18 protein-coding genes are annotated in these 20,590 nt (G+C 65.6%); 12 read left to right on the forward strand and 6 right to left on the reverse strand.

Going from position 1 to position 20,590, the window contains the following annotated elements; all coding sequences use genetic code 11:
• Positions 1-5: 5 nt before the first annotated feature.
• Positions 6-665, forward strand: a complete 660-nt coding sequence (locus CA260_RS19530; protein ID WP_111984745.1) for a Pr6Pr family membrane protein — start codon at positions 6-8, stop codon at positions 663-665.
• Here CA260_RS19530 and CA260_RS19535 read toward each other — a convergent pair whose 3' ends face one another.
• Genes CA260_RS19535 through CA260_RS19545 form a run of 3 tightly spaced genes read right to left on the reverse strand, consistent with a single transcriptional unit; the run spans position 666 to position 2,585 of the window.
• On the reverse strand, positions 666-1,349 hold the full coding sequence (locus CA260_RS19535) for a glutathione S-transferase (RefSeq protein WP_111984746.1): 684 nt from the start codon (positions 1,347-1,349) through the stop codon (positions 666-668).
• Between the two features lie 17 nt (positions 1,350-1,366).
• The gene (locus CA260_RS21455) at positions 1,367-1,666 is read right to left on the reverse strand and encodes a cupin domain-containing protein (protein ID WP_111984747.1); all 300 of its coding nucleotides are present in this window, start codon (positions 1,664-1,666) and stop codon (positions 1,367-1,369) included.
• Between the two features lies 1 nt (position 1,667).
• Entirely contained in the window at positions 1,668-2,585 is a 918-nt protein-coding gene (locus CA260_RS19545) for a DMT family transporter (protein WP_111984748.1), read from the reverse strand.
• Positions 2,586-2,693: 108 nt separating this feature from the next.
• Here CA260_RS19545 and CA260_RS19550 point away from each other — a divergent pair, with 108 nt between their 5' ends.
• The gene (locus tag CA260_RS19550) at positions 2,694-3,203 is read left to right on the forward strand and encodes an Lrp/AsnC family transcriptional regulator (RefSeq protein WP_111984863.1); all 510 of its coding nucleotides are present in this window, start codon (positions 2,694-2,696) and stop codon (positions 3,201-3,203) included.
• 271 nt (positions 3,204-3,474) lie between these two features.
• Positions 3,475-5,103: an MASE1 domain-containing sensor histidine kinase gene (locus CA260_RS19555; protein WP_238149849.1), complete on the forward strand. Its 1,629-nt coding sequence runs from the start codon at positions 3,475-3,477 to the stop codon at positions 5,101-5,103.
• A gap of 36 nt (positions 5,104-5,139) precedes the next feature.
• On the opposite strand, the gene CA260_RS19560 is transcribed toward CA260_RS19555, so the two are convergent.
• Entirely contained in the window at positions 5,140-5,598 is a 459-nt protein-coding gene (locus tag CA260_RS19560) for a hypothetical protein (protein ID WP_238149850.1), read from the reverse strand.
• A gap of 252 nt (positions 5,599-5,850) precedes the next feature.
• Between CA260_RS19560 and CA260_RS19565 the strand changes: the two genes are divergently transcribed.
• The 9 genes from CA260_RS19565 (at position 5,851) to CA260_RS19605 (ending at position 18,495) form a co-directional block, all read left to right on the forward strand.
• Positions 5,851-7,380 carry a S10 family peptidase gene (locus tag CA260_RS19565; protein WP_238149851.1) on the forward strand — a complete coding sequence of 510 codons (1,530 nt, stop codon included), beginning with the start codon at positions 5,851-5,853 and terminating at the stop codon, positions 7,378-7,380.
• Between the two features lie 27 nt (positions 7,381-7,407).
• A complete protein-coding gene (locus CA260_RS19570) occupies positions 7,408-8,979 on the forward strand; it encodes a S10 family peptidase (RefSeq protein WP_111984752.1) in 1,572 nt (523 codons plus the stop codon).
• Positions 8,976-10,658, forward strand: a complete 1,683-nt coding sequence (acpA, locus tag CA260_RS19575; protein WP_202864117.1) for an acid phosphatase — start codon at positions 8,976-8,978, stop codon at positions 10,656-10,658. The genes CA260_RS19570 and acpA overlap by 4 nt, the downstream gene beginning before the upstream one ends.
• A gap of 157 nt (positions 10,659-10,815) precedes the next feature.
• Positions 10,816-11,133 (forward strand): EF-hand domain-containing protein, encoded by a 318-nt coding sequence (locus CA260_RS19580; RefSeq protein WP_111984753.1) that lies wholly within the window; start codon positions 10,816-10,818, stop codon positions 11,131-11,133.
• Positions 11,134-11,239: 106 nt separating this feature from the next.
• The gene (locus CA260_RS19585) at positions 11,240-13,102 is read left to right on the forward strand and encodes a M1 family metallopeptidase (protein ID WP_111984754.1); all 1,863 of its coding nucleotides are present in this window, start codon (positions 11,240-11,242) and stop codon (positions 13,100-13,102) included.
• A gap of 75 nt (positions 13,103-13,177) precedes the next feature.
• Positions 13,178-14,182 (forward strand): alpha/beta fold hydrolase, encoded by a 1,005-nt coding sequence (locus CA260_RS19590; RefSeq protein WP_111984755.1) that lies wholly within the window; start codon positions 13,178-13,180, stop codon positions 14,180-14,182.
• 105 nt (positions 14,183-14,287) lie between these two features.
• Positions 14,288-14,938 (forward strand): hypothetical protein, encoded by a 651-nt coding sequence (locus CA260_RS19595; RefSeq protein ID WP_111984756.1) that lies wholly within the window; start codon positions 14,288-14,290, stop codon positions 14,936-14,938.
• A gap of 27 nt (positions 14,939-14,965) precedes the next feature.
• A complete protein-coding gene (locus tag CA260_RS19600; RefSeq protein WP_172461930.1) occupies positions 14,966-17,272 on the forward strand; it encodes a putative bifunctional diguanylate cyclase/phosphodiesterase in 2,307 nt (768 codons plus the stop codon).
• A complete protein-coding gene (locus CA260_RS19605) occupies positions 17,269-18,495 on the forward strand; it encodes a hypothetical protein (protein ID WP_146745394.1) in 1,227 nt (408 codons plus the stop codon). Before CA260_RS19600 ends, CA260_RS19605 begins: the two co-directional genes overlap by 4 nt.
• Before the next feature lie 184 nt (positions 18,496-18,679).
• Here CA260_RS19605 and CA260_RS19610 read toward each other — a convergent pair whose 3' ends face one another.
• Both CA260_RS19610 and CA260_RS19615 read right to left on the reverse strand, forming a co-directional pair.
• On the reverse strand, positions 18,680-19,450 hold the full coding sequence (locus CA260_RS19610; RefSeq protein ID WP_111984759.1) for a M48 family metallopeptidase: 771 nt from the start codon (positions 19,448-19,450) through the stop codon (positions 18,680-18,682).
• A 154-nt stretch (positions 19,451-19,604) separates the two neighbouring features.
• Positions 19,605-20,522, reverse strand: coding sequence for a recombination-associated protein RdgC (locus CA260_RS19615; RefSeq protein WP_111984760.1), 918 nt, complete (start codon positions 20,520-20,522; stop codon positions 19,605-19,607).
• Positions 20,523-20,590 lie beyond the last annotated feature (68 nt).

Consider the following 20,590-nt stretch of genomic DNA (forward strand, 5'->3'; position numbering starts at 1 on the left):
CGTCAATGCCCCGCTATCGCTCGCTTGCCGCCTTCGGCTCCCTGCTTGGCTGGTTCGGCTTGGTGCTGCAGCTGTGGTACTCGATCCGCATCACCGAGGCCAGGGGCGAAGGCGCACTCGCGGGCGTATGGCTGTACCTGGGCTTCTACACCATTCTCACCAACATGCTGGTGGCCAAGGCCCTCGCTGCCGCCGCGCTCGGGCCGGGACATGGTCCGGTGGTGCGCTTCTTTCTGCGGCCGGGCGTCCAGACGGCCATCGCGATGAGCATCACCATCGTGAGCCTGATCTACAACCTGATGTTGCGCCAGCTGTGGCATCCGACTGGCGGCTTGTTGCTGGCCGACCTGATCGTGCACGACATCATGCCGCCGCTGTACCTCTTGTACTGGTGGATCGCCGTGCCCAAGCAGGGTTTGCAGTGGCCGCAGGTACTGGTGTGGCAGAGCTATCCGGCCGGCTATTTCTTCTACGTCATGCTGCGCGGTGCGGTGGACGGCTGGTATCCCTACCCGTTCTTCGACGTGAAGGCGCTGGGCTATCCGTGCGTGCTGCTCAACGCCATCGCCGTACTGATGGCGTTCGTGGCGGTGGGAATCGTGCTGGTGGCGCTCGGACGGTGGCAGGCGCGTCGCCAACTGGCGGCCGGGCTGCGCACGGCATGATCACGCCGTGCGGAAATCCTCGGTGAGCTCGCCGTAGCGCAAGGTCTCCTGCTCGTACTTTTCCTCGCGCCAGCTTTCCTGCAGCGAGGCGTCATACCAGCGGCGCATCGACGGCAGTGCAAGCAACCGCCGTGCGTAGGCCGCTGCCGGACCGGGCAGCACCAGGCCATAGGTCTGCACGCGAAACGCGACCGGCGCGAAGAAGGCATCCACGGCCGTAAACGTGTCGCCGGCCAGGAACGGGCCGCCAAACCGATCCAGCCCTTCCGACCAGAGTTCGCCGATGCGATCGATGTCGGCCTTCAAGGGTGCCCCGATCTCGTGGAGACGCATTCGGATGCCGCAGATCATGCCGCACTGCGTGCGCAGTGCCGCAAAACCGGAATGCATTTCCGCCGACGCGCTGCGTGCCCAGGCGCGCGCCACACGATGGGACGGCCAGACGGCCGGATGGTCTTCGGCGAGATACTCGACGATGGCCAGCGAATCCCACACCACCGCGTCGCCGTCGTGCAGGCAAGGCACGCGGCCGCTGGGTGAAAAGCTCCGGAAGGCGTTACCCATCGGCCCCTGGCCGAACGGCACCAGCTTTTCCTCGAACGGAATACCCAGCTCGCTCATCAGCACCCAGGGGCGCAACGACCACGACGAATAGCTCTTGTTGGCGATGTAGAGCGTGGACACGGTGCCGCTCCTTCGGATCAGGTATCGAGGATGAGGAGCGTACCCCGACTTCCCTGCTCCACACTGTGAGGCACGCCTGCCGGCACGACGCACAGTTCGCCACTGCAGAGATGTACTTCCTCGCCGTCCAGCCTCAAGCGCAGCTCGCCATCGAGCACCAGCAGGCCTTCCGCGTAGTCATGGCTTTCCTCGGGATAGGCCGCGCCATCCATGCGCAGCACTTTCAGCCGCGCATCGCCGAACTGCGCAAGCACGCGCGACGACCATGCCTGAGGCAGCTGGCTGGCGACCTCGATGAGATGGCAGGATTTCGTCATGTCAGCTCTGTTTCGCGGCAGCGCCCACCACCGACGGCGGCGCCGCGCGACGACGCGCGTTGGCCAGCACCACGCCGCCCACCGTGATCGCGCCACCCAGCAAGGTCAGCAGGGTCGGGCGCTCGCCCAGCCACACCCAACCGATCAGCACCGCGATCGGCGGCGAGAAGTAGATGAAGCTGCTCACCTGCGAGGCCGACGCCCGATGCAGGGCCGCATTCCACGCGATGTAGCCGATGAAGGTGGGCGCGATGCCCAGCCACAGCAGCGCGCCGATATGCGAGGCCGGCGCAGTCGCCAGTGCATGCGGCAAGCCCAGCCCGAACGGCAGCGTGCCAAGGGTGCCGGCGAAGAAGGTGAAGGCGGTGACGCCGATCATGCTGTTGCGGGTGAAGAAGGGCTTCTGTCCCACGAAAAAGATCGCCGAGGCCAGCACGCTCACCAGCACCAGCGCCGCCATCGGCTCGATCTTCACGTCCTTGCCGCTGGTAAGGACGACCAGGACCACGCCCACGAGCGCGACCGCCAGGCCGACCAGCGTACGTGGCGAGAGGCGCTCGCGCAGCCAGATCGCCGACAGCGCCGCCGTGGTGGCCGGCACCAGCGAAATGAGGATGGCCGCCGTACCGCTGGCGACGCGGGTTTCGGCCGTGTTGAGGCACAAGTGGTACACGCTCAGACCGATTACCCCCAGGACGGCCAGCGACAGCCAGTCGCGCCTGGCGGGCAGTGGCACGCGCTTGACCGCAAGCAGCACGGCAAAGCAAAACGAACCGATGGCGAGGCGCGCCAGCGCCACCTCGCCGGGGCTGAAGGAGGCCAGCGCGTAGGCAATCGCGGCATAGGCCGACGACCAGGTCAGCAAGGCGACGCCGATATAGGCAAGGGCACGCCCGTCCAGGCGTTCCTGGGTCTGCATGGGAAGGATTCCGGTGGGAGAAACGTGCGCATCGTAAGGCGGACCATGCTGCGCATGAATGATGAATCAGCGTACGATGCCGATGTTTCGCCAACGATCAAAATGTCCATGAACGCAGCGACCTTTGAATCGAAACCGATCTGGGATGCCACCGACTGGCTGTTGCTGGAGGCCCTGCAGCAGGACGCGCGGCTTGGCTACGCCGAACTGGGCCGCAAGGTGAAGCTTTCCGCGCCCGCCGTGGCCGAGCGCGTGAAGCGCATGGAAGAGGCCGGGGTGATCGCCGGCTATCGGGCCGTGGTCAATCCTCGCAAGCTGGGCTACGAAATCGACGCGATGATCCGCCTGCGTTGCGACGGCGGCATCTGCGCGCGCGTGGGCATGCTGGTGGCCGACATCCCCGAGGTGCTGGACTGCCGCCGTCTGGCCGGCGAGGACTCCGCCCTGCTTCGCGTGGTGGCGATGTCCATCCCCCATCTGGAAGCCGTGCTGGATCGGTTGCTCAAGATCCACTCGAGCATCAGCACTACGACGCTGGTGGTGCTGCAGACGCCCCACGAAAACCGACCCCTCACGCGCGTCATGTGGAACGCAGCGCGGACTTTCCTGGACGATTGATCGCCGCCGCGGGAGCAAGCGGGCCAGCCATCACATTGCTTGTGTGAATCCGATCACACATCCAGACACTGTGCACGCCGAAAGGCACAGTTATTGCCTTGCTTGTCGATGCAGGAGGTCGCCAGCCAGAGGTCGTTTGGCGCGCCAACCTCAGGCTGCGCAACCTCTTGCGCAAGTGGCTGCGCTTCAATTGGGTTAGGATGTTGTGTGCATTGGGGGGCAAGCCGACGACTCGGGGGCCCCATCTGTTCGGTCGGCAGGAGCGGCGATCGTGAAGGGACGCTCCATCCAGCGGGGGTTGGATATGCAAAAGGGAACACGGATGGCGTTCTGGCTGCGCCAGATTGCAGCGGCCGTCTGCTATGCCTTACTCGTCTCGCTCGCCCGGGAACTGTCGTTCTCGCACTGGGTGCTGCTGGCCGGACTACATGTTGCCACGCTCTTGCTCACGCCCTATCGCTATTGGGCAGCATTGGTCGTTGGCGACATGCTGTCACTCGGCTACATCAGCGTCACTTGCGTAGATCAGCTCGGCCTGACCTGGTCGATCTGTAACGTGCTGCTGTCCAGCGCATGGATCACGCCCATCGTGTACGCGTGCCGCGAGTATTGGCGCGTGTTCCCCACGCGCACGACCATCAACATGGGTGTTCTCCTGTTCGGCACCTTGCTGGTCGCCCTCGTGAAGACCGGCGGCAGTCTCTTGCTGGTATCAACCGCCAAACTTCCTCCTGATTACCCGCCACTGCATTACGGTTTCCTTGCTGGCCAGTGGCTGTTGGGTAGCTACGTGGGCATCCTGACCGTACTGCCGTTCGTGCTGGTCGTGCGCGAGGTGCTGCAGGAGAGCAGTTGGCGAGAGCTGGGCGTTCGCTTCATCAAGAGCCATCTTGCACTTGAATGCGTCTTCGTATTGATCCCGACCCTAGCCTTCCTGATCGCCTTGGGACTCAACGCGTCATCTACAGGAAATACGCGTCAACTCGCGCAGATGATGATGTTCCTGCCCGTACTGTGGCTGACGCTGCGCTATGGCTGGCAGGGCGCAGCCGTGGGCGGCACGCTTGCAAGCCTGGCGGTTGTGGCCCTGATGCCTCGCCTGTTCGACCACGACACTTTGAACGCGCAGGTGTTCATCGCGTTCATCATCTCGACCATGCTGATCGTTGGTGCGCGTATTGGTGCGCTCAATCAGCAGGCGCAGCAGGAACGCACCGACTTGCGCCTCGCGCTGGCCCTCGCCCAACGCAACGTGCACATGGGCGAGGTGCAGCTGCACATGACCTCGCAGGCGCTGGAGCAAGTCCGCGAATCCGTGCATTCGGTCTACAACATGATGTTGGGTCGACTGCGAAATGTTGCACCGGTCATCGACGACCGCAGCTATCGCCGACAGGCCTTGGTGGCGCAGGACCAGCTCTACCGGCTCGCCGACAGCTTGTGCCCAGTGACCCGCGAGCGCGGCCTGCCGGCTGTCTTGCGTGAGGGCCCGATTGCCCGCGTGCTGGATGAATCAGGCATGTCGTACTGGTGCGACCTACGCGGTCCGGTGAGTCTGCTGTCCGCAACGATTCAGCTGGCCATTTACCGATTGGTCTGCGAAGCCATTGCAGACGGTTGCACGCGTCGCGACATCAGCGACATTCGCGTTCAAGTGCGTTGCGGACACCAGAATGATCGCCGCTGGACCGTGGTCAGGGTGAACCTGAGTGCTCACGCAGGGCGCTTGGACAACGTGCGATGGGACGAACTGCTGCCTCGCGTGTTGCGTACCGCCACCGGCCTGGGCTGGCCGGCCATTGAAGATCGAGCGGCGACCTTCGAAGGACGCGCCCGCGAACATCTGATCAGCAACGGGCGTTGCATCAGCGTCTTGCTGTATGACCCCGAGCAGCCCTAGCAGCGCTTAGCGCTGCCAGGGATCCGCTCGCTTCAATCAGTTAACGCGGGTGCTGCACTGAATCGGATCGCAAGTCGACGTCGCCATCAGCTGCACCGTGCCGTCGGTCTGCGGGGTCGCGGTGACCTGGACGGCGGTGTCGGTGTAGACGGTGGTCGGCGAGGTCGCTGGTTGGGCCGTCGGAGCCACGGCAGCGGGCTGCTGCGGGGTCGAAACCAGCTGCGAGAAGGCGCCGATCGGCAGGGTGATGAACTGGCCGTTGGCGGTGCCCACGGCGCCGATCACGTTGCCGTTGGCGTCATTCACCTGGATGTACTTCACGCCGCCCATGGTGAACACATAGGCGTGCCAGTTCGGGCTTGGACTTACATCCGTGGTGTTCGGCCACGCCTGGCCAAGGCCGGAAGCCGCCGGCTGAGCAGCCAGGGCCGGGCCTGCGGCGCCGGCAAAGAGCAACGCCGCAAGCGCGACACTACGCAGACGTGTGTTTGACATGGTCATTCCCCTTTCTCGATTTTGGCGGTAACGCCCCTTGTGGCGCCTTGGGACTGTAGCACCAGGCTGCATCCCGGTAAGGAATATGGTCCCGAATCCAGCGGCTTAATGCGCACGACCGCACGGATGGCACACGCCACAGGTGCCTCGACCAGTACTTTTGTCACGGTCGCCTCGTGGCCGCGTTACGCATACTCCAAGGCGAGTTATATCGATTCAGCCGTCGCCCTGGGGAGCACAATGCGTCGCTTTATGTCCCTGCTGCTGGCCAGCAGCGTTGCCCTTTCGCCGTTCACCCCCTCGCTGGCCAAGGACGTGCCAGCCGACAAGAAGGAGGCCAGCAAGGACGAGGAGGTCAAGGCCCCCACCACCGAAAACGCGGTGCGAACGAAACACAGCGTGAGCGTCGGCGGCCGTTCGGTGGCCTATACGGCTACGGCGGGCAACCTGATCATCCGCGACGACAAGGGCGAGCCGCAGGCCAGCGTGTTCTACGTGGCCTACACCGTGGACAGCGGCAAATCGGAGAAGCGCCCGGTCACCTTCCTCTACAACGGCGGCCCGGGTTCGTCGTCGATGTGGCTGCACATGGGTTCGTTCGGGCCGGTGCGCATCGAAACCGCCAGCCCCGCCGCCACGGAGCCAGCACCGTACAAGCTGGTGCCCAACGGCGACAGCCTGCTGGACAAGACCGACCTGGTCTTCATCGACGCGGTGGGCGCCGGCTACTCGCGCCCCGTGGGCAAGGCGGAAGGCAAGGATTTCTGGGGCGTGGACCAGGACGTGTCGGCCTTCAGCCGCGCCATCCAGCGCTACGTCACCATCAACAACCGCTGGAACTCGCCCAAGTTCCTGTATGGCGAGAGCTACGGCACCACGCGCTCGGGCGCGCTGGTGGATGCGCTGCAGAACAAGGGCATGGCGTTCAACGGCGTGATCCTGATGTCCTCGATCCTCAACTACGGCGTGCGCATGCCGGGCTACGACGAGATGTACATCGGTTACCTGCCGAGCTATGCGGCCGCCGCGTGGTACCACAACAAGCTCGCCAGCAAGCCGGCCGACCTCAAGACCTATCTCGAGCAGGTGCGCACGTTTGCGCGCGGCCCGTATGCCACCGCACTGGCCAAGGGACAGGACCTGCCGGCCAGCGAAGCCGATGCTGTGGCGCGCCAGCTCGCTGCACTTACCGGCCTTTCGCCGCAGTACGTGAAGGAAGCGAACCTGCGCATCGAACCCGCGCGCTTCCGCAAGGAACTGTTGCGCAACGACCGCCGTACCATCGGCCGCTTCGACGCCCGCTTCGAAGGCGTGGACGAGGATGCAGCCGGCGAAGTGCCGGGCTATGACGCGTCCGATACCGGCATCAGCGGTGCCTTCATCACCGCGTTCCACGACTACATCAGCAGCCAGCTCAACTATCACTCCGACCTCGACTATCGCCCGACCTTCGGCGACATCGGCAAGGACTGGGACTGGAAACACCAGGCGGCCGGCATCAAGCGTCCGCTGCAGACCGCGTACGTGGCCGGTGACCTCGCGCACGCGATGCGCACCAATCCGCATCTGCAGGTGCTGTCGGTGAACGGCTATTACGACTTCGCCACGCCGTTCTTCATCACCGAGTACGACCTTTCGCACATGAACCTGGAACCGTCGCTGCGCGGCAACGTGCACTTCCTGTACTACCCCTCGGGCCACATGGTCTATCTCAACACCGAGGCGTTGCGGCAGCTCAAGGGCGACCTCGCCCGCTACTACGACGACACCAACCACTCCTGATTCCACGCCGTACCGGAGACGCTTTCCATGCGCCACATGCCACTCGCTTCGCTTGCCCTCGCCACGCTGCTGGCCCTGGGCAGCCTGCCGCTGCACGCCGCCGACGAAACCAAGGACGCGCCCAAGGCGCAGTCGGACAAGGGCGACAAGGACAAGGACAAGAACGAAAAGTCGGACGAACAGCCCACACCCGCCGATCGCACGGTGGTGACCAAGCACAGTGTGCGCGTGGGCAACCGCACCATCAGCTACCAGGCCACCGCCGGCCGCATGCTGATCCGCGACGACAAGGGCAAGCCGACGGTGAGCTTCTTCTACGTCGCGTACACCGCCGATGGCGGCAAGGGCGGCAAGCGCCCGGTGACGTTCTTCTACAACGGTGGCCCGGGATCTTCTTCGATGTGGCTGCACATGGGTTCGTACGGTCCCGTGCGCGTGGCGAACGACGGCGACAAGCCCATTCCGCCGGCGCCTTACCGCTTCGTGCCCAACGAATACAGCCTGCTCGACAAGAGCGACCTGGTGTTCATCGATGCGCCCGGCACGGGCTATTCGCAACTCGTGGGCAAGACCGAAGGCAAGGACGTGTGGGGCGTGGATCAGGACGCCGATGCGTTCACGCGCTTCATCTCCCGCTGGGTCAGCACCAACAACCGCTGGAACTCGCCGAAGTTCCTGTTCGGCGAGAGCTACGGCACCACGCGCTCGGCAGTGCTGGTGAAGTCGCTGCAGGAAAAGGGCATGGAGTTCAACGGCGTCGTGCTGATGTCGTCCATCCTCGATTTCACGGTGGCGGCGCCCGGCATCGACCACGGCTACATCGTGAACCTGCCCACCGAGGCGGCGATCGCGTGGTACCACAACAAGGTGCCAAACAAGCCGGCCGACATCGGTGCGTTCCTCGCCGAGGTGCGCCGCTTTGCCTCGGGCGAGTACACGCTGGCCTTGTCCAAGGGCGACAACCTCGACCCGGCCGAAGCCGATCGCGTCGCCAACCAGATGAGCCGTTATCTCGGCCTCTCCCCGCAGTACATCAAGGAAGCGAACCTGCGCATTGGCCCGAGCCGCTTCCGCAAGGAACTGCTGCGCGACCAGCGCCTGACGGTTGGCCGTCTGGACGGCCGTTTCCAGGGCATCGATCCGGATGCCGCCGGTGAAACGCCCGATGGCGACACGGCCAGCGACGCGATCACGGGCGCGTTCGTGGCGACGTTCAACCAGTACGTGGCTACCGAACTGAAGTTCACCGAGGATCGCCCTTACCTGCCCAACAACTACGCCGCCATCGGCAAGAACTGGGACTGGAAGCGCAAGAAGAACGGCGGCTGGCTGCAGGCGACCTACGTGGGTGACGACCTGGGCGATGCCATGCGCCGCAACCCGCACCTGAAGGTGTTCTCGGCCAACGGCTACTACGACCTGGCCACGCCGTTCTACGCGACCGAGTTTGATCTCTCGCACCTGGGCCTCGAACCGGCCGAGCGCAAGAACATCACCTACGGCTTCTATCCGTCGGGCCACATGATCTACATCGACCAGCAGTCGCTGCAGCAGAGCAAGGCGGACCTGTCGCGCTTCTACGACGACGCGGCACCGTGAGCCAGCTGCCGCCCGACAACGACGCGGCAGAACAGCCGCAAGACCCGTCGCGACGCCGCCTGCTGGGCGGCCTCGCGGCAGCGGGCGCCGCGCTCGCCGTCGGCGGCGCGCCGACCCTCGCCGGTGCTGCGAGCAAAGCCGCCGCCAGCCATACCCCGCTGGATGTCGCGCTACGCAAGCACATCCAGCGCGTGGTGGTGATCTATGCCGAGAACCGCAGCTTCAACAACCTGTTCGCGGATTTTCCCGGTGTCGAGAAGCCGCTGAGCGCGCTCAAGCCGGCCGACTACCAGCAGCGCGATCGCGACGGTTCGTTGCTGAAGACATTGCCGCCGGTATGGCATGGCCTCGCGCCGCACAAGCAGGTGGTGAACCATCGCAGCTACCAGGTGATGGAAGACGATCTGAAGGGCCTGCCGAATGCACCCTGGGTGCTGCGTACGGGCGGTGGCGAGCCCTTGCCGCACGGCGTGGTGACGCGCGACCTGGTGCATCGCTTCTACGACAACCAGCTGCAGATCAATGGTGGCCGCAACGACGGCTTCGTCGCCTGGGGCGACACCGGCGCGATGGTCATGGGCTACTACGGCGACAGCGCCTCGAACCTGCGCCTGTGGCAGCTCGCGCGCCAGTACACGCTGTGCGACAACTTCTTCATGGGCGCCTTCGGGGGCTCGTTCCTCAACCACCAGTACCTGGTGGCGGCGCAACCGCCGTATTACCCGGGCGCGGATCAAAGTCCCGCACGCTTCAACATCGCGGTGACCCAAAGCGGTGAAGCCACCGACATCCGCCTGAAGCTCGCCGAGGATTCGCCACGCAGCGCGATGGACGGCAAGCCGAAGTTCGCTTCGCGCAGCTCGCTCACGCCGGATTTCTACGCGGTGAACACCATGTCGCCGCCGTACGCGCCCAGCGCCACGCAATCGGGTCACGATCCGATGCTGGCGGACGAGGAAAGTCCGAACACGGTGCCACCGCAGGAACACAAGACCGTGGGCGACGTGCTTTCCGCCGCAGGTGTCGAATGGGCATGGTATGCGGGCGCGTGGCAGCTGGCGCTGGAAGGCAAGGGTGACGGCGACGAGAAGCAGTTTCCGCAGCGGCCGAATTTCCAGTACCACCACCAGCCGCTCAACTACTTCAAGAGTTTCGCGCCAGGCACCGAGGCGCGGGCGAAGCACCTGCGCGATGCGGGCGTGGGCGAGACCGCGCAGACCAACCGTTTCCTCGCCGACATCGCTGCCGACAAGCTGCCCGCCGTGAGCTTCTACAAGCCGCAAGGCGATCTCAACATGCACGCCGGCTACTCCGACGTGGATGCGGGCGACCGGCACATCATGGCGATCGTCGACGCACTGCAGAAGTCGCCGTCGTGGCTGCACACGCTGGTGGTCATCACGGTCGATGAAAACGGCGGCTGGTGGGACCACGTGGCGCCGCCCAAAGGCGACCGCTGGGGGCCGGGCTCGCGCATCCCCGCGATCATCGTGTCGCCGTTCGCGAAGAAGGGGCACGTGGACCATACGATCTACGACACCGGCTCCATCGCGCGTTTCCTCACGCGGCGTTTCGATCTGGAGAAGCTGCCCGGCCTCGCGCTGCGCGAGCAGGCCATGGTGGCGGCTGGTGGGCCGGCGCCGGGGGATTTGACGAACGCGCTGACGTTCGAAGATTGAGGCAAGGATGAATCGCGCACTGGGTGCGCTCCTACATTGAAGCTGCCCTGTAGGAGCACACCCAGTGCGCGATCACTCTGGCGACACACCTCAACCGAACGATCCGCTCACATACCCGGTGCCATACTCCCGCGCACTTGTTCAGGGAGAAAGAACCATGCGCCACACCCGCCTGCTCGTCGCTGTCTGCGCCCTGGCGGTCGCCGCGTCAGCCCACGCCCAGATCGGCGCCGGCTACCTGGCCACCCAGATGGACGTTGCCGTCAAGAATTTCGACATCGCCGACAAGAACCACGACGGCGTGCTGACCAAGGAAGAGGCCGAGAAGGGCCCGGTGCCGTTCATTCGCGCGCATTTCGACGAGATCGACAAGGCCAAACGCGGCGCGGTGTCCAAGCAGGACGTCTTCGACTACATCCGCTCGATGCAGAAGAAGCCCGCCACAGCACCGGCGCCAGCCAGCTCCAGCCACTGACCTTGCCGGCGGACGAACGGTCCGCAGCCCGGGGAGTGACCATTCGCACCCTCGGGCCGGCGCCCGGCGGTGGCATACTCCGCGCGCCTGCTGATGGAGCTCTCCCATGCGTCTTCTCCACGCCCTCGCTGTCGGCGCCCTGGTGCTGCCGCTCAGCGCCTTTGCGGCCGACCCTCATTCCTATGCCCAGCCCGACCAGGTGCGCGTCACCCACCTGGATCTCGACCTGAAGTTCGACTTTCCCCACAAGCAGCTCGATGGCACCGCCACGCTGAAGCTGGACTGGAAGGATCCGAAGGCGCAGTCGCTGGTGCTGGACACGCGCGACCTGAAGATCGCCAGCGTGGAAGGCGTCGATGGCGCCGGCAAGGCGAGCGCGCTGAAGTACGCACTGGCGCCGAGCGACAAGGAACTGGGCAGCAAGCTGACCATCACCACGCCGCAACATCCGGCGCAGGTGCGCATCGTCTACTCCACCGTACCGACCGCCTCGGGCCTGCAGTGGCTGACGCCGGAACAGACGGCGGACAAGAAACTGCCCTTCATGTTCTCGCAGTCCGAATCCATCCACGCGCGCTCGTGGGTGCCGCTGCAGGATTCGCCGGCGATCCGCTTCACCTACAACGCCCATGTCACCGCACCGAAGGACGTGCGCGTGGTGATGAGCGCGATCAACGATGCCAGGCATCCGCTCAATGGCGATTACTCGTTCGAGCAGCCGCATCCGATTCCGTCGTACCTGCTCGCCATCGGCGCGGGCGACATCGCGGCGAAGGAAACCGGCCCGCGTTCGGCCGTCTATGCGGAACCCAGCGTGGTCGGCAAGGCCGCGAAGGAATTCGAGGACACCGAGAAGCTGATCAAGGCCGCCGAAGCGCTGTATGGTCCCTACGCGTGGGGCCGCTACGACCTGCTGGTGCTGCCGCCGTCGTTCCCGTTCGGCGGCATGGAAAACCCGAACATGACCTTCGCCACGCCGACCCTGCTGGTGGGCGACAAGAGCCTGGTGTCGGTGATCTCGCATGAGCTGGCCCACTCGTGGTCGGGCAACCTGGTGACCAGCGCCGCGTGGCGCGACATATGGCTCAACGAGGGCTTCACCACCTACGTGCAGGGCCGCATCACCGAGGCGGTGTACGGCAAGGCGCTGGCCGACGAGGAAGCGCTGATCTCGGCGCGCGGCCTGGAGAAGTCCATCAAGGACAAGTCCATTCCGGAGAATGCACAGCGACTCGCGCCCAAGCCCGGCATCGGCGCGGACGATTCCATCTCCGCCGTGCCCTATGACAAGGGCAGCTGGTTCCTGCGCACGCTTGAACAACGTTTTGGCCGCGACACCTTCGATGCCTACCTGAAGGGCTACTTCGCGCACTTCGCGTTCCAGAGCATCACCACCGAGCAGATGCTGGACTACCTGAAGGCGAACCTGTTCGACAAGAACCCGGGCAAGATGAGCTGGGAGGAAGTGCAGCAGTGGGTGTACGAGCCGGGCGTCCCGAAGGATGCGCCGCTGCCCGATTCACCGCGCTTCAACGCGATCGACAAGGAGCGCGCCTCGTTCCTCGCCGGCTCGCTCGCCGCGGACAAGCTCGACGCCAAGCGCTGGAACACGCAGGAGTGGATGTACTTCCTCGACGGCCTGCCGGACGTGACGCCGCTCGACCGGATCAAGCAGATCGACGCTGCGTGGCACCTCACCGGCACGCCCAATGCCGAGATCGGCATGCGCTGGTACAGCCACGCCATTGCCGCCGGCGACAAGGACGTGTGGAGCGCCGCCGCGGAGCACATGACACGCATTGGCCGCCTGTACCTCACCATGCCGCTGTACAAGGCTTTCGCGAAGACGCCGGAAGGCCTGACCTATGCCGAACAGGTGTATGCCAAGGCCAAGGCCGGCTATCACCCGATGACGCAGCAGGCGGTGGAGTCGGTGTTCGCCAAGGCGAAGAAGAACGCCAGCAAGTAAGCGCCGCGCGCGCCTCCTTGCAAAAGGAGGCGCGCGCCGCCATCGACGGTTGCGACCTTTTCACACGAGCTCCCCATGAAGCCGATTTCTCCCCCGCCCAAGACTGCCGCCCCCGCACGACCGCTGTGGCAGCGGCTGCTGATGCGCCGGCTCAAGTTTCTCGCCTATGTGGCGCTGGTGCTGGTCGTGGGTCTGGGCGGCTCCTATCTGTTCGCGCCGCAATGGCTGATGAGCGCCGACATCAAGCGCCAGATGATGACCGCGCATGTCGAGAAGCATTCGGTGCAGGTCGGCGACACCAAGTGGGTGTACTTCGAAGGCGGCCAGGGCCCCACCCTCGTGCTGCTGCACGGCTTCGCCGCCAGCAAGGAAGTCTGGCTCAAGCAGATGGAACTGCTCACGCCGCATTTCCACGTGATCGCGCCGGACCTGCCGGGCTGGGGTGAGTCGACCCGCGTGGACGGTGCCAGCTACAACATCGATGCGCAGGTGGCGAGGCTGCAGGGCTTCGTGGACACGCTGGGCATGCAGAAGGTGGTGCTGATTGGCCACTCGATGGGCGGCGCCATCGCCGGCGTCTACGCCGCGGAACATCCCGACCACGTGGCCGAGCTGGCCCTGCTCGATTCGTTCGGCCTCAAGGCCAACGAAAACGACTTCGCACGTCTCGCGCTGGCCGGCAAGAATCCGTTCGTGTTCGACAACCGCGAGGAGTTCGCCAAGGCGACCGCGTGGGCCTTCGCCAAGCCGCTGGATATTCCCGGCCGTTTCGAGGACGTGCTGATCAAGCGCAACCAGGCCAGCCGCGCGTTCATCGACCGCACCTTCAACGAGCTGCGCGAACCGTCGCAGTACCTGTCGGTGCAGAACCGCCTCGATCGCCTGGGCATGCCGGTGCTGGGCCTGTGGTGCCATGACGACAAGATCACCGACATCTCGGCCATGGACAGCCTGCGCAACGGCCTGAAGTCGGCCCAGGCGATCAGCACCAGCACGCTGAACGGCTGCAACCACATGCCGATCCTCGAGAAGCCCGAGGAAACCGCCCGCATTCTCACCGGTTTCGTCATTTCACACTGACGCTGTGCGTCACGTCCGGACGGCCGTCGTCTAGGCCGTCCGGCTGCGTTTGCCCCGTCCATCGCCTGGTGTAGGCTTGCCCAAGGGGAAATCTGGGATGCACCTATGCGTTGGCTGCTTGGCGTAGTCACCGCCTCGGCGCTGCTGGCCGCTCGGGCCGTGTCGGCGGGGGAATGGTCGATCCATGTCCAGGACGATGCCCATCGTCCTGTCGGCGATGCCGTGGCCACGCTCGTGCCCGATACGCCCACGCCCGCACCCGCGGCAGCGAGCTCAACCAAGATCATCGACCAGAAGAACGAAACCTTCGTTCCGTACGTGCAGGTGCTGCGCCCCGGCGACGCCGTCGTGTTCCGCAACAGCGACGCCACGCGCCATCACGTCTATTCGTTCTCGACGCTGAAATCGTTCGAGCTGGTGCTGGCGCCCGGCCAGAAGTCCGATCCGCTCACGTTCGACAAGCCCGGCATTGCTGCGGTGGGCTGCAATATCCACGACCACATGGTGACCTACCTCTACGTCTCCGACGCGCCGGCCATCGGCATCTCGGGGCCCGATGGCGTGATCGCCTTTTCGTCGCTTCCGCCAGGGCGCTACACCTTGCATGTGTGGCACCCGCAACTCCATCCGGGCCGCGCGGAACTCACGCAGGTGGTCCAGATCAGCGACAGCGCGCCGCCTGCCCCACTCAGCGTGAGCTTGTCGCTGCTGCCGGATCCGCGCACGCGCATGGACCGCGAGCACATGGAGTACTGACGGCCTATGCCTGCGCTCGGGTTCCGCATGCGGCTCACCCTGTTCGTCGTGACGACCATCGTCGCGATCCAGCTGGTGACAGCCGCGCTGGTCACCCAGATCACGCGCCACCAGCTGATTGCCGAAGGCAAGCATCAGTTGGCCGTTTCAGCCGATGCCTTCGTCAGCCAGCTCGACGATATTTCCGCCCGCGTGGCGGAAAGCGTGCAGATCCTGGCGCTCGATTACGCCTTGCGCGCCGCCATCGCCCAGCACGACCAGGACACCGTGCTGTCGGTGTTGCGCAACCACGGCCGGCGCGTGGACGCCTCGCGCATGCTGATGGTGGGGCTGGACGGCGCCATCCAGGCCGATACCGCCGGCACCGCCACACTCCAGCGCTTTCCGTTTCCCGACATGCTGGACCGCGCCTTCAGCCAGCGCACCGCCGCCGTGGTGGCGCTGGACGGCAAGGCGTACTGGATGGTGGTGGTGCCCATCTACGCGCCACAGCCGGTGGCGCTGGTCGCTGCGGGCATACCGATCGACGACGCTTTCCTCGCGCGCATGCTGCGCCGCTCCACGCTGCCCACCGACATCCAGCTCATCGCGCCTTCGGGCGCTTCGCACTGGCAGTCACTGGCCCGCAGCAGTACGCGCGCCGATCTGCTCGGAGGCCTGGCAGAGCAGCCGCTGGATGGCGAACCCACGCTGGAACGCGTGGATGGCCGCGAGTATCTCGTGCTGTCGAGGCCACTGAGCCTGCAGCCGCACAGCACGCCGGTGCGGGCGCTCATCGCCTATTCGCTGGATGACGCGTTGCGGCCTTATCGCTCGGTGCTCTCGACCTGGTTCGTGCTGCTCGCGCTCGGACTGCTGGTCGGCCTGGCGGGTGCCTGGCTGATCGCACGCGGCATCTCGCGCCCGGTGGAAGCGCTGGCTGCATCCGTGCGCCGCATCGAGCGCGGCGATTACAGCCTCCCACCGCCCATCGAGCGCAGCGATGAACTGGGCCAGCTTGGCGGTGCCTTCGCCGCCATGACGCAAGCGATCCGCCAGCGCGAGGAGCGCATCCGCTTCCAGGCGCTGCATGACGCCGTGACTGAGCTGCCCAACCGCAACGCCGCCGAGGCCACCATCCAGCAAAGTCTGCAGGAGCAGACCGGTGGCGCGCTGCTGATGGTGGGCCTCACGCGCATGCCCGAAATCATCAAGACGGTAGGCCATGCGCTGGGCGACAGGCTCATGCGCGATGCAGCGCTGCGCATCGTCGCCGCCACGCAAGGCTTCGTGGCGCGCGCCTCGGACACCGCGTTCCTGGTCTGGCTGCCGGGCGTCGATCGCGGCGGCGTGGTCGCTCAGGCGCTGCATCTGCTGGAAGTACTCAACAAGCCCTATCAGGAGCCGGACATTTCGGTGGATGCGACGCCTGCCGTGGGCATCGCGGAGTTTCCCTTCCATGCGCATACCGCCAGCGCACTGCTGCAACGGGCGGAGGTGGCGCTGCTTGCGGCCTTGCGCACGCCCGAGGCGGTGGCGTTCTACGACGCGGGCAACGACCCGCATCGACCGGAGCGTCTCTCGTTGATGGGCGACCTGCGCGCGGCGATCTCGCGCAACGAGGTCGCGTTGCACTACCAACCCAAGCTCAACCTGCGTCATGGCACGGTGGAAAGCGGCGAAGCGCTGTTGCGCTGGCGTCATCCACGGCTGGGGCCGGTGGCACCGGATGCCTTCATCACGCTCGCGGAGGAGACCGGCAACATCCACCGCGTGACGCGTTGGGCGCTCGCCCATGCGGTGGCGCAGCTGCAGCGCTGGTCCACGGACGGGCTGCACGTCCAGGTGGCCGTCAACCTCTCGGCACGCGACCTGCACGACCAGGACCTGCCGCGCCGCATCGCCGACCTGCTCGCCCTCCACCGCGTGCAGCCGCGCTGGCTGCGGGTGGAGGTGACCGAAAGCGCGGTGATCGGCGAGCCGACCGTGGCCATCCAGGTGCTGAGCGAGCTGTCGGACCTGGGCCTGTGCATCGCCATCGACGACTTCGGCGTGGGCGAATCCTCGCTGGCTTACCTGCGCCGCCTGCCGGTGCACGAACTGAAGATCGACAAGATGTTCGTGCAACGGCTCGGCACGGACATCGAAGACCGCCTGATCGTGCGTTCGATCATCGAACTGGCCCATCGCCTGGGTTACAGCGTGACGGCCGAAGGCGTCGAAGACGAAGCGGCACTGGCCTATCTCGTCGAAGCGGGCTGCGACTACGCCCAAGGCCACTACATCGCTGCCGCCATGCCGGCGGATCGCTTTGCCAGCTTCGTCGCGGAATACACGGCAGGGTCGACCTCATGAGGCACCGCGTTCGCGCGGCGCTCATGCTCATCGCGTGCATGGGCGCATCGGTGAACGCGCAGGACATCGCCGTGCACGCCTACGTCGACGCGCGCCTGGTGGCGGCACCGGATACGCCGAGCTGGACGCAAGGCGGCGTGGGCAAGACGCGCTACGGCTCGGGCGACGATGGCCTGCAGTTCGGCGGTGCCGCCGTCGCCGTCGCATGGCAGGCGACGCCGTCGTGGCTCGCCTTCGCGGACGTCCAATTCCAGACCACCGATCGCCACACGCTCGACGTCATCGAAAGCTACTTCCGCTATCGGCCCGTCTCCACCACGCCATGGCGCGCATCCGTGAAGCTTGGCGTTTTCATGCCGCCCGTTTCGCTGGAGAACGATGCCGTGGGCTGGACCAGCCCGTGGACTCTCACGCCGTCGGCCATCAACAGCTGGGTCGGCGAAGAGCTGCGCGCGAAGGGTGTGCAAGGCCAGCTGGAATGGCGCGGAGAACGACAGACGTGGGAGATGTCAGGCGCGCTGTTCAAAGGCAACGATCCGACCGGCACGCTGCTTGCCGATCGCGGCTGGTCGGTCAGCGACCTCACCTACGGGCTGGGCAGCACGCTGCGCGTGCCCGATGCCTACGCGCGTGTCTTCGGCGATCCCGATCACACGCGCTACCACCCGTTCCAGGAGATCGACGGCCGCTGGAGCTGGTACGGCAACCTTGCCTGGCAGGCGCCCGGGGTCGGCCGGGTGCAGCTCATGCGCTACGACAACCGGGCCGATCCCGCGGCGCACACGGTGTACGAAGGCTCGGCCGACGTGTTCGCCTGGCACACCGCTTTCTGGAGCTTCGGCGCGCGCGCCGATACCGGTGCAGTGACCTGGATCGTGCAGGCCATGGATGGAAATACGCGGATCGACCCCGCGCCCGGTTTCGGCGTGGAGACACGCTTCCGGTCGGCCTTCCTGCTCGCAGGATGGAATCGCGGCGCATGGCGCCCTGCACTGCGCGTGGAGCACTTCAGTACCGCCAAGCGCATCAATGGCTCGACTACGGGACGCGGCGAAAGCGGCAACGCCGTGACGGCCGCGCTCAACTGGCGCCCACGCGAGTGGTTGCGCATCACCGGCGAAGTGTTGCGGGTGATCGGCGATCGCTCGGAACTGAAGGCGCTCGGCCTGCCGACGCACGTCAACGCGACACAGGCGCAGTTGAGCGCACGCTTGCTTTACTGAGCGCGGTTTGCTGCCTGGAAGCAAACCGTATCGACAGTCAAGCCTTGAAGCCCGGATTCACCGGCGCGGCAGGCAGCCCGAGGGCTAGCGCTTGTGGTCGGCGTCTCGTTGCTCAAGCTTGATATCGCTCGCCTTTCCCTCAGGCGAGCAGGGAACGCACACAGGCCGGACACGACGAGTCTGCTCAGTCGGCGACGTCGGCGACCAGCCGATCCAGCTCAGTTTTCAGCCACGCACCGTTCAAGCGTAGCCAGTCGCGCTGTTCGCGCCAGTCGGGGAAGAGGTTTTCCACCTGCGCCCAGAAGCGCGGCGCGTGGCTACGCACCTTGAGGTGGCACAGCTCGTGCGCCAGCACGTATTTGAGTGCATTCGGCGGCGCGAGCGCGAGGGCGAGATCGAGGTTGATGCGGTCGCGTGTGTCGAGGCTGCCCCACAGGCTTTTCATCGGGCGCACGCGCAGCGCGGTGGGCGCGAGCCCGAGCATCGGCACGTAGCCGGCGAGCCAGCGCGAAACATCGCGACGGATCTGGCCTTCGAAATACGAAGCGAGCAGGCCGCGCGCCACCGGCAAGGCGCGCGTGTGCGGACGCGGTATCACCAGCGTGAGCGTGCCCTCGCCTGCATCCACGCGCGGATACGGGCCATCGGCCCAATCCAGTTGCACGGTTTCGCCGCGAAAGGGAAATTCGGTGGTCACCCCCACGCGCAATGGCGGCAGCGGCTTGACGATGAGGTGAAGCTCATCAAGCTTGCGTTCCAGCCAGTCGGCGTGATGGCGAAGAAAAGCGCTGACCTGTGACGGATGCGTGCCGTGCGGATACGACACGCGTGCGCCCTTGGGCGTCACGGTGAGCCGAAGGCGACGCGCGCGCGGATGCGCGGCCTTGAGCACGCGGATGGTACTTCCACTTGCGGTGGCCAATTCCAGCCAATCGCCTTCGAGATGCTGCGTCATATCCCCGCCTTACTGCGACTACGTGGCGTCCAGGCCGCTAGTGTCCCCTACCAAATGTGGGGGGAGCATGCAGGCTTCGCAAGACGAGTCGGTGACCGTTCGGGCGGGCTGATGTCCCTTTCCCGTCTCAGCAAGAAAGGGATTGGGCGGGGGCTTAGCCTTCGGCGGGACGGGGCAGCCCGAACCACTCTTCGAGCTTGCCCAGCAAGCGTTCCAGCTCCAGGGTCAGCAGGGCGAAGGTGGCGTCTGCCTCGGCGGCGGCGTCCGGGTGGCTGTCGCCCAGTTCGTCGGTGACCACGTCCAGAAACTTCAGCTTGCGGACGATCAGGTCCTCGCCCAGCACGAAGCTCATGCGCTCATCGAAGGTGAGACCCAGCTGGAACACCTGCTTGCCGTTGCGCAGGTGCTCCTTGACCTCTTCGCTGTCCAGGTCCTGGCGACGGCACTTGGCGATGGCGCCGGTGGCGCTGGCGGGGTCGCGCAGTTCCACCTCGTCGCCGAGGGCCAGGCCGGCCGGCAGGTTGCCGGTGGCCAGCCAGTCGGTCATCAGCACGCGCGGGCCTTCCTCCGGCGCCAGCGGCACCGCGGGGAAGCTGCCCAAGGCCTCGCGGATCTGGGTCAAGGCGTTTTCGGCCGACTTGCGGCTGGATGTGTCCAGCACCAGCCAGCCCAGCTTCTTGTCCACGTAGGCGCGCATGCGCGAGCTGCGGATGAAGGCGCGTGGCACCAGCTCGTTGAGCACGTCTTCCTTGAGGCGCTTGCGCTCGCGGCCGCCGACCTTGCGGCCTTCTTCTTCGGCGATCTTCTGCACGCGGCGGGCAAGTTCGTCGTTCACCACCGAACCGGGCAGGAGCTTGTCTTCGCTGCCCACGGTGACCATGGTGCAGGCGTTGACGGCATGGGTGAGCGGCGCTTCGTCACCACGACCCACCGGCGGCACGAAGCCCTTGGTGCCCATTTCCATCGGGCCGCAGGGACGCAGGCGATGGTCGCCCAGCGCTTCGTCGAGGCGGTTCAGGTCTTCGGCAACGGCGGGGGAAAAGCGGAACAGCGTGAGATTGCGAAAAAACATTCGGTATCCGGGTTGAGGCTACAGCGCGGAGGCGTTTGCGCCGTCATCCCGGCGGAGGCCGGGATCCA

Source organism: Dyella jiangningensis, assembly GCF_003264855.1.
Lineage (GTDB): Bacteria > Pseudomonadota > Gammaproteobacteria > Xanthomonadales > Rhodanobacteraceae > Dyella > Dyella jiangningensis_C.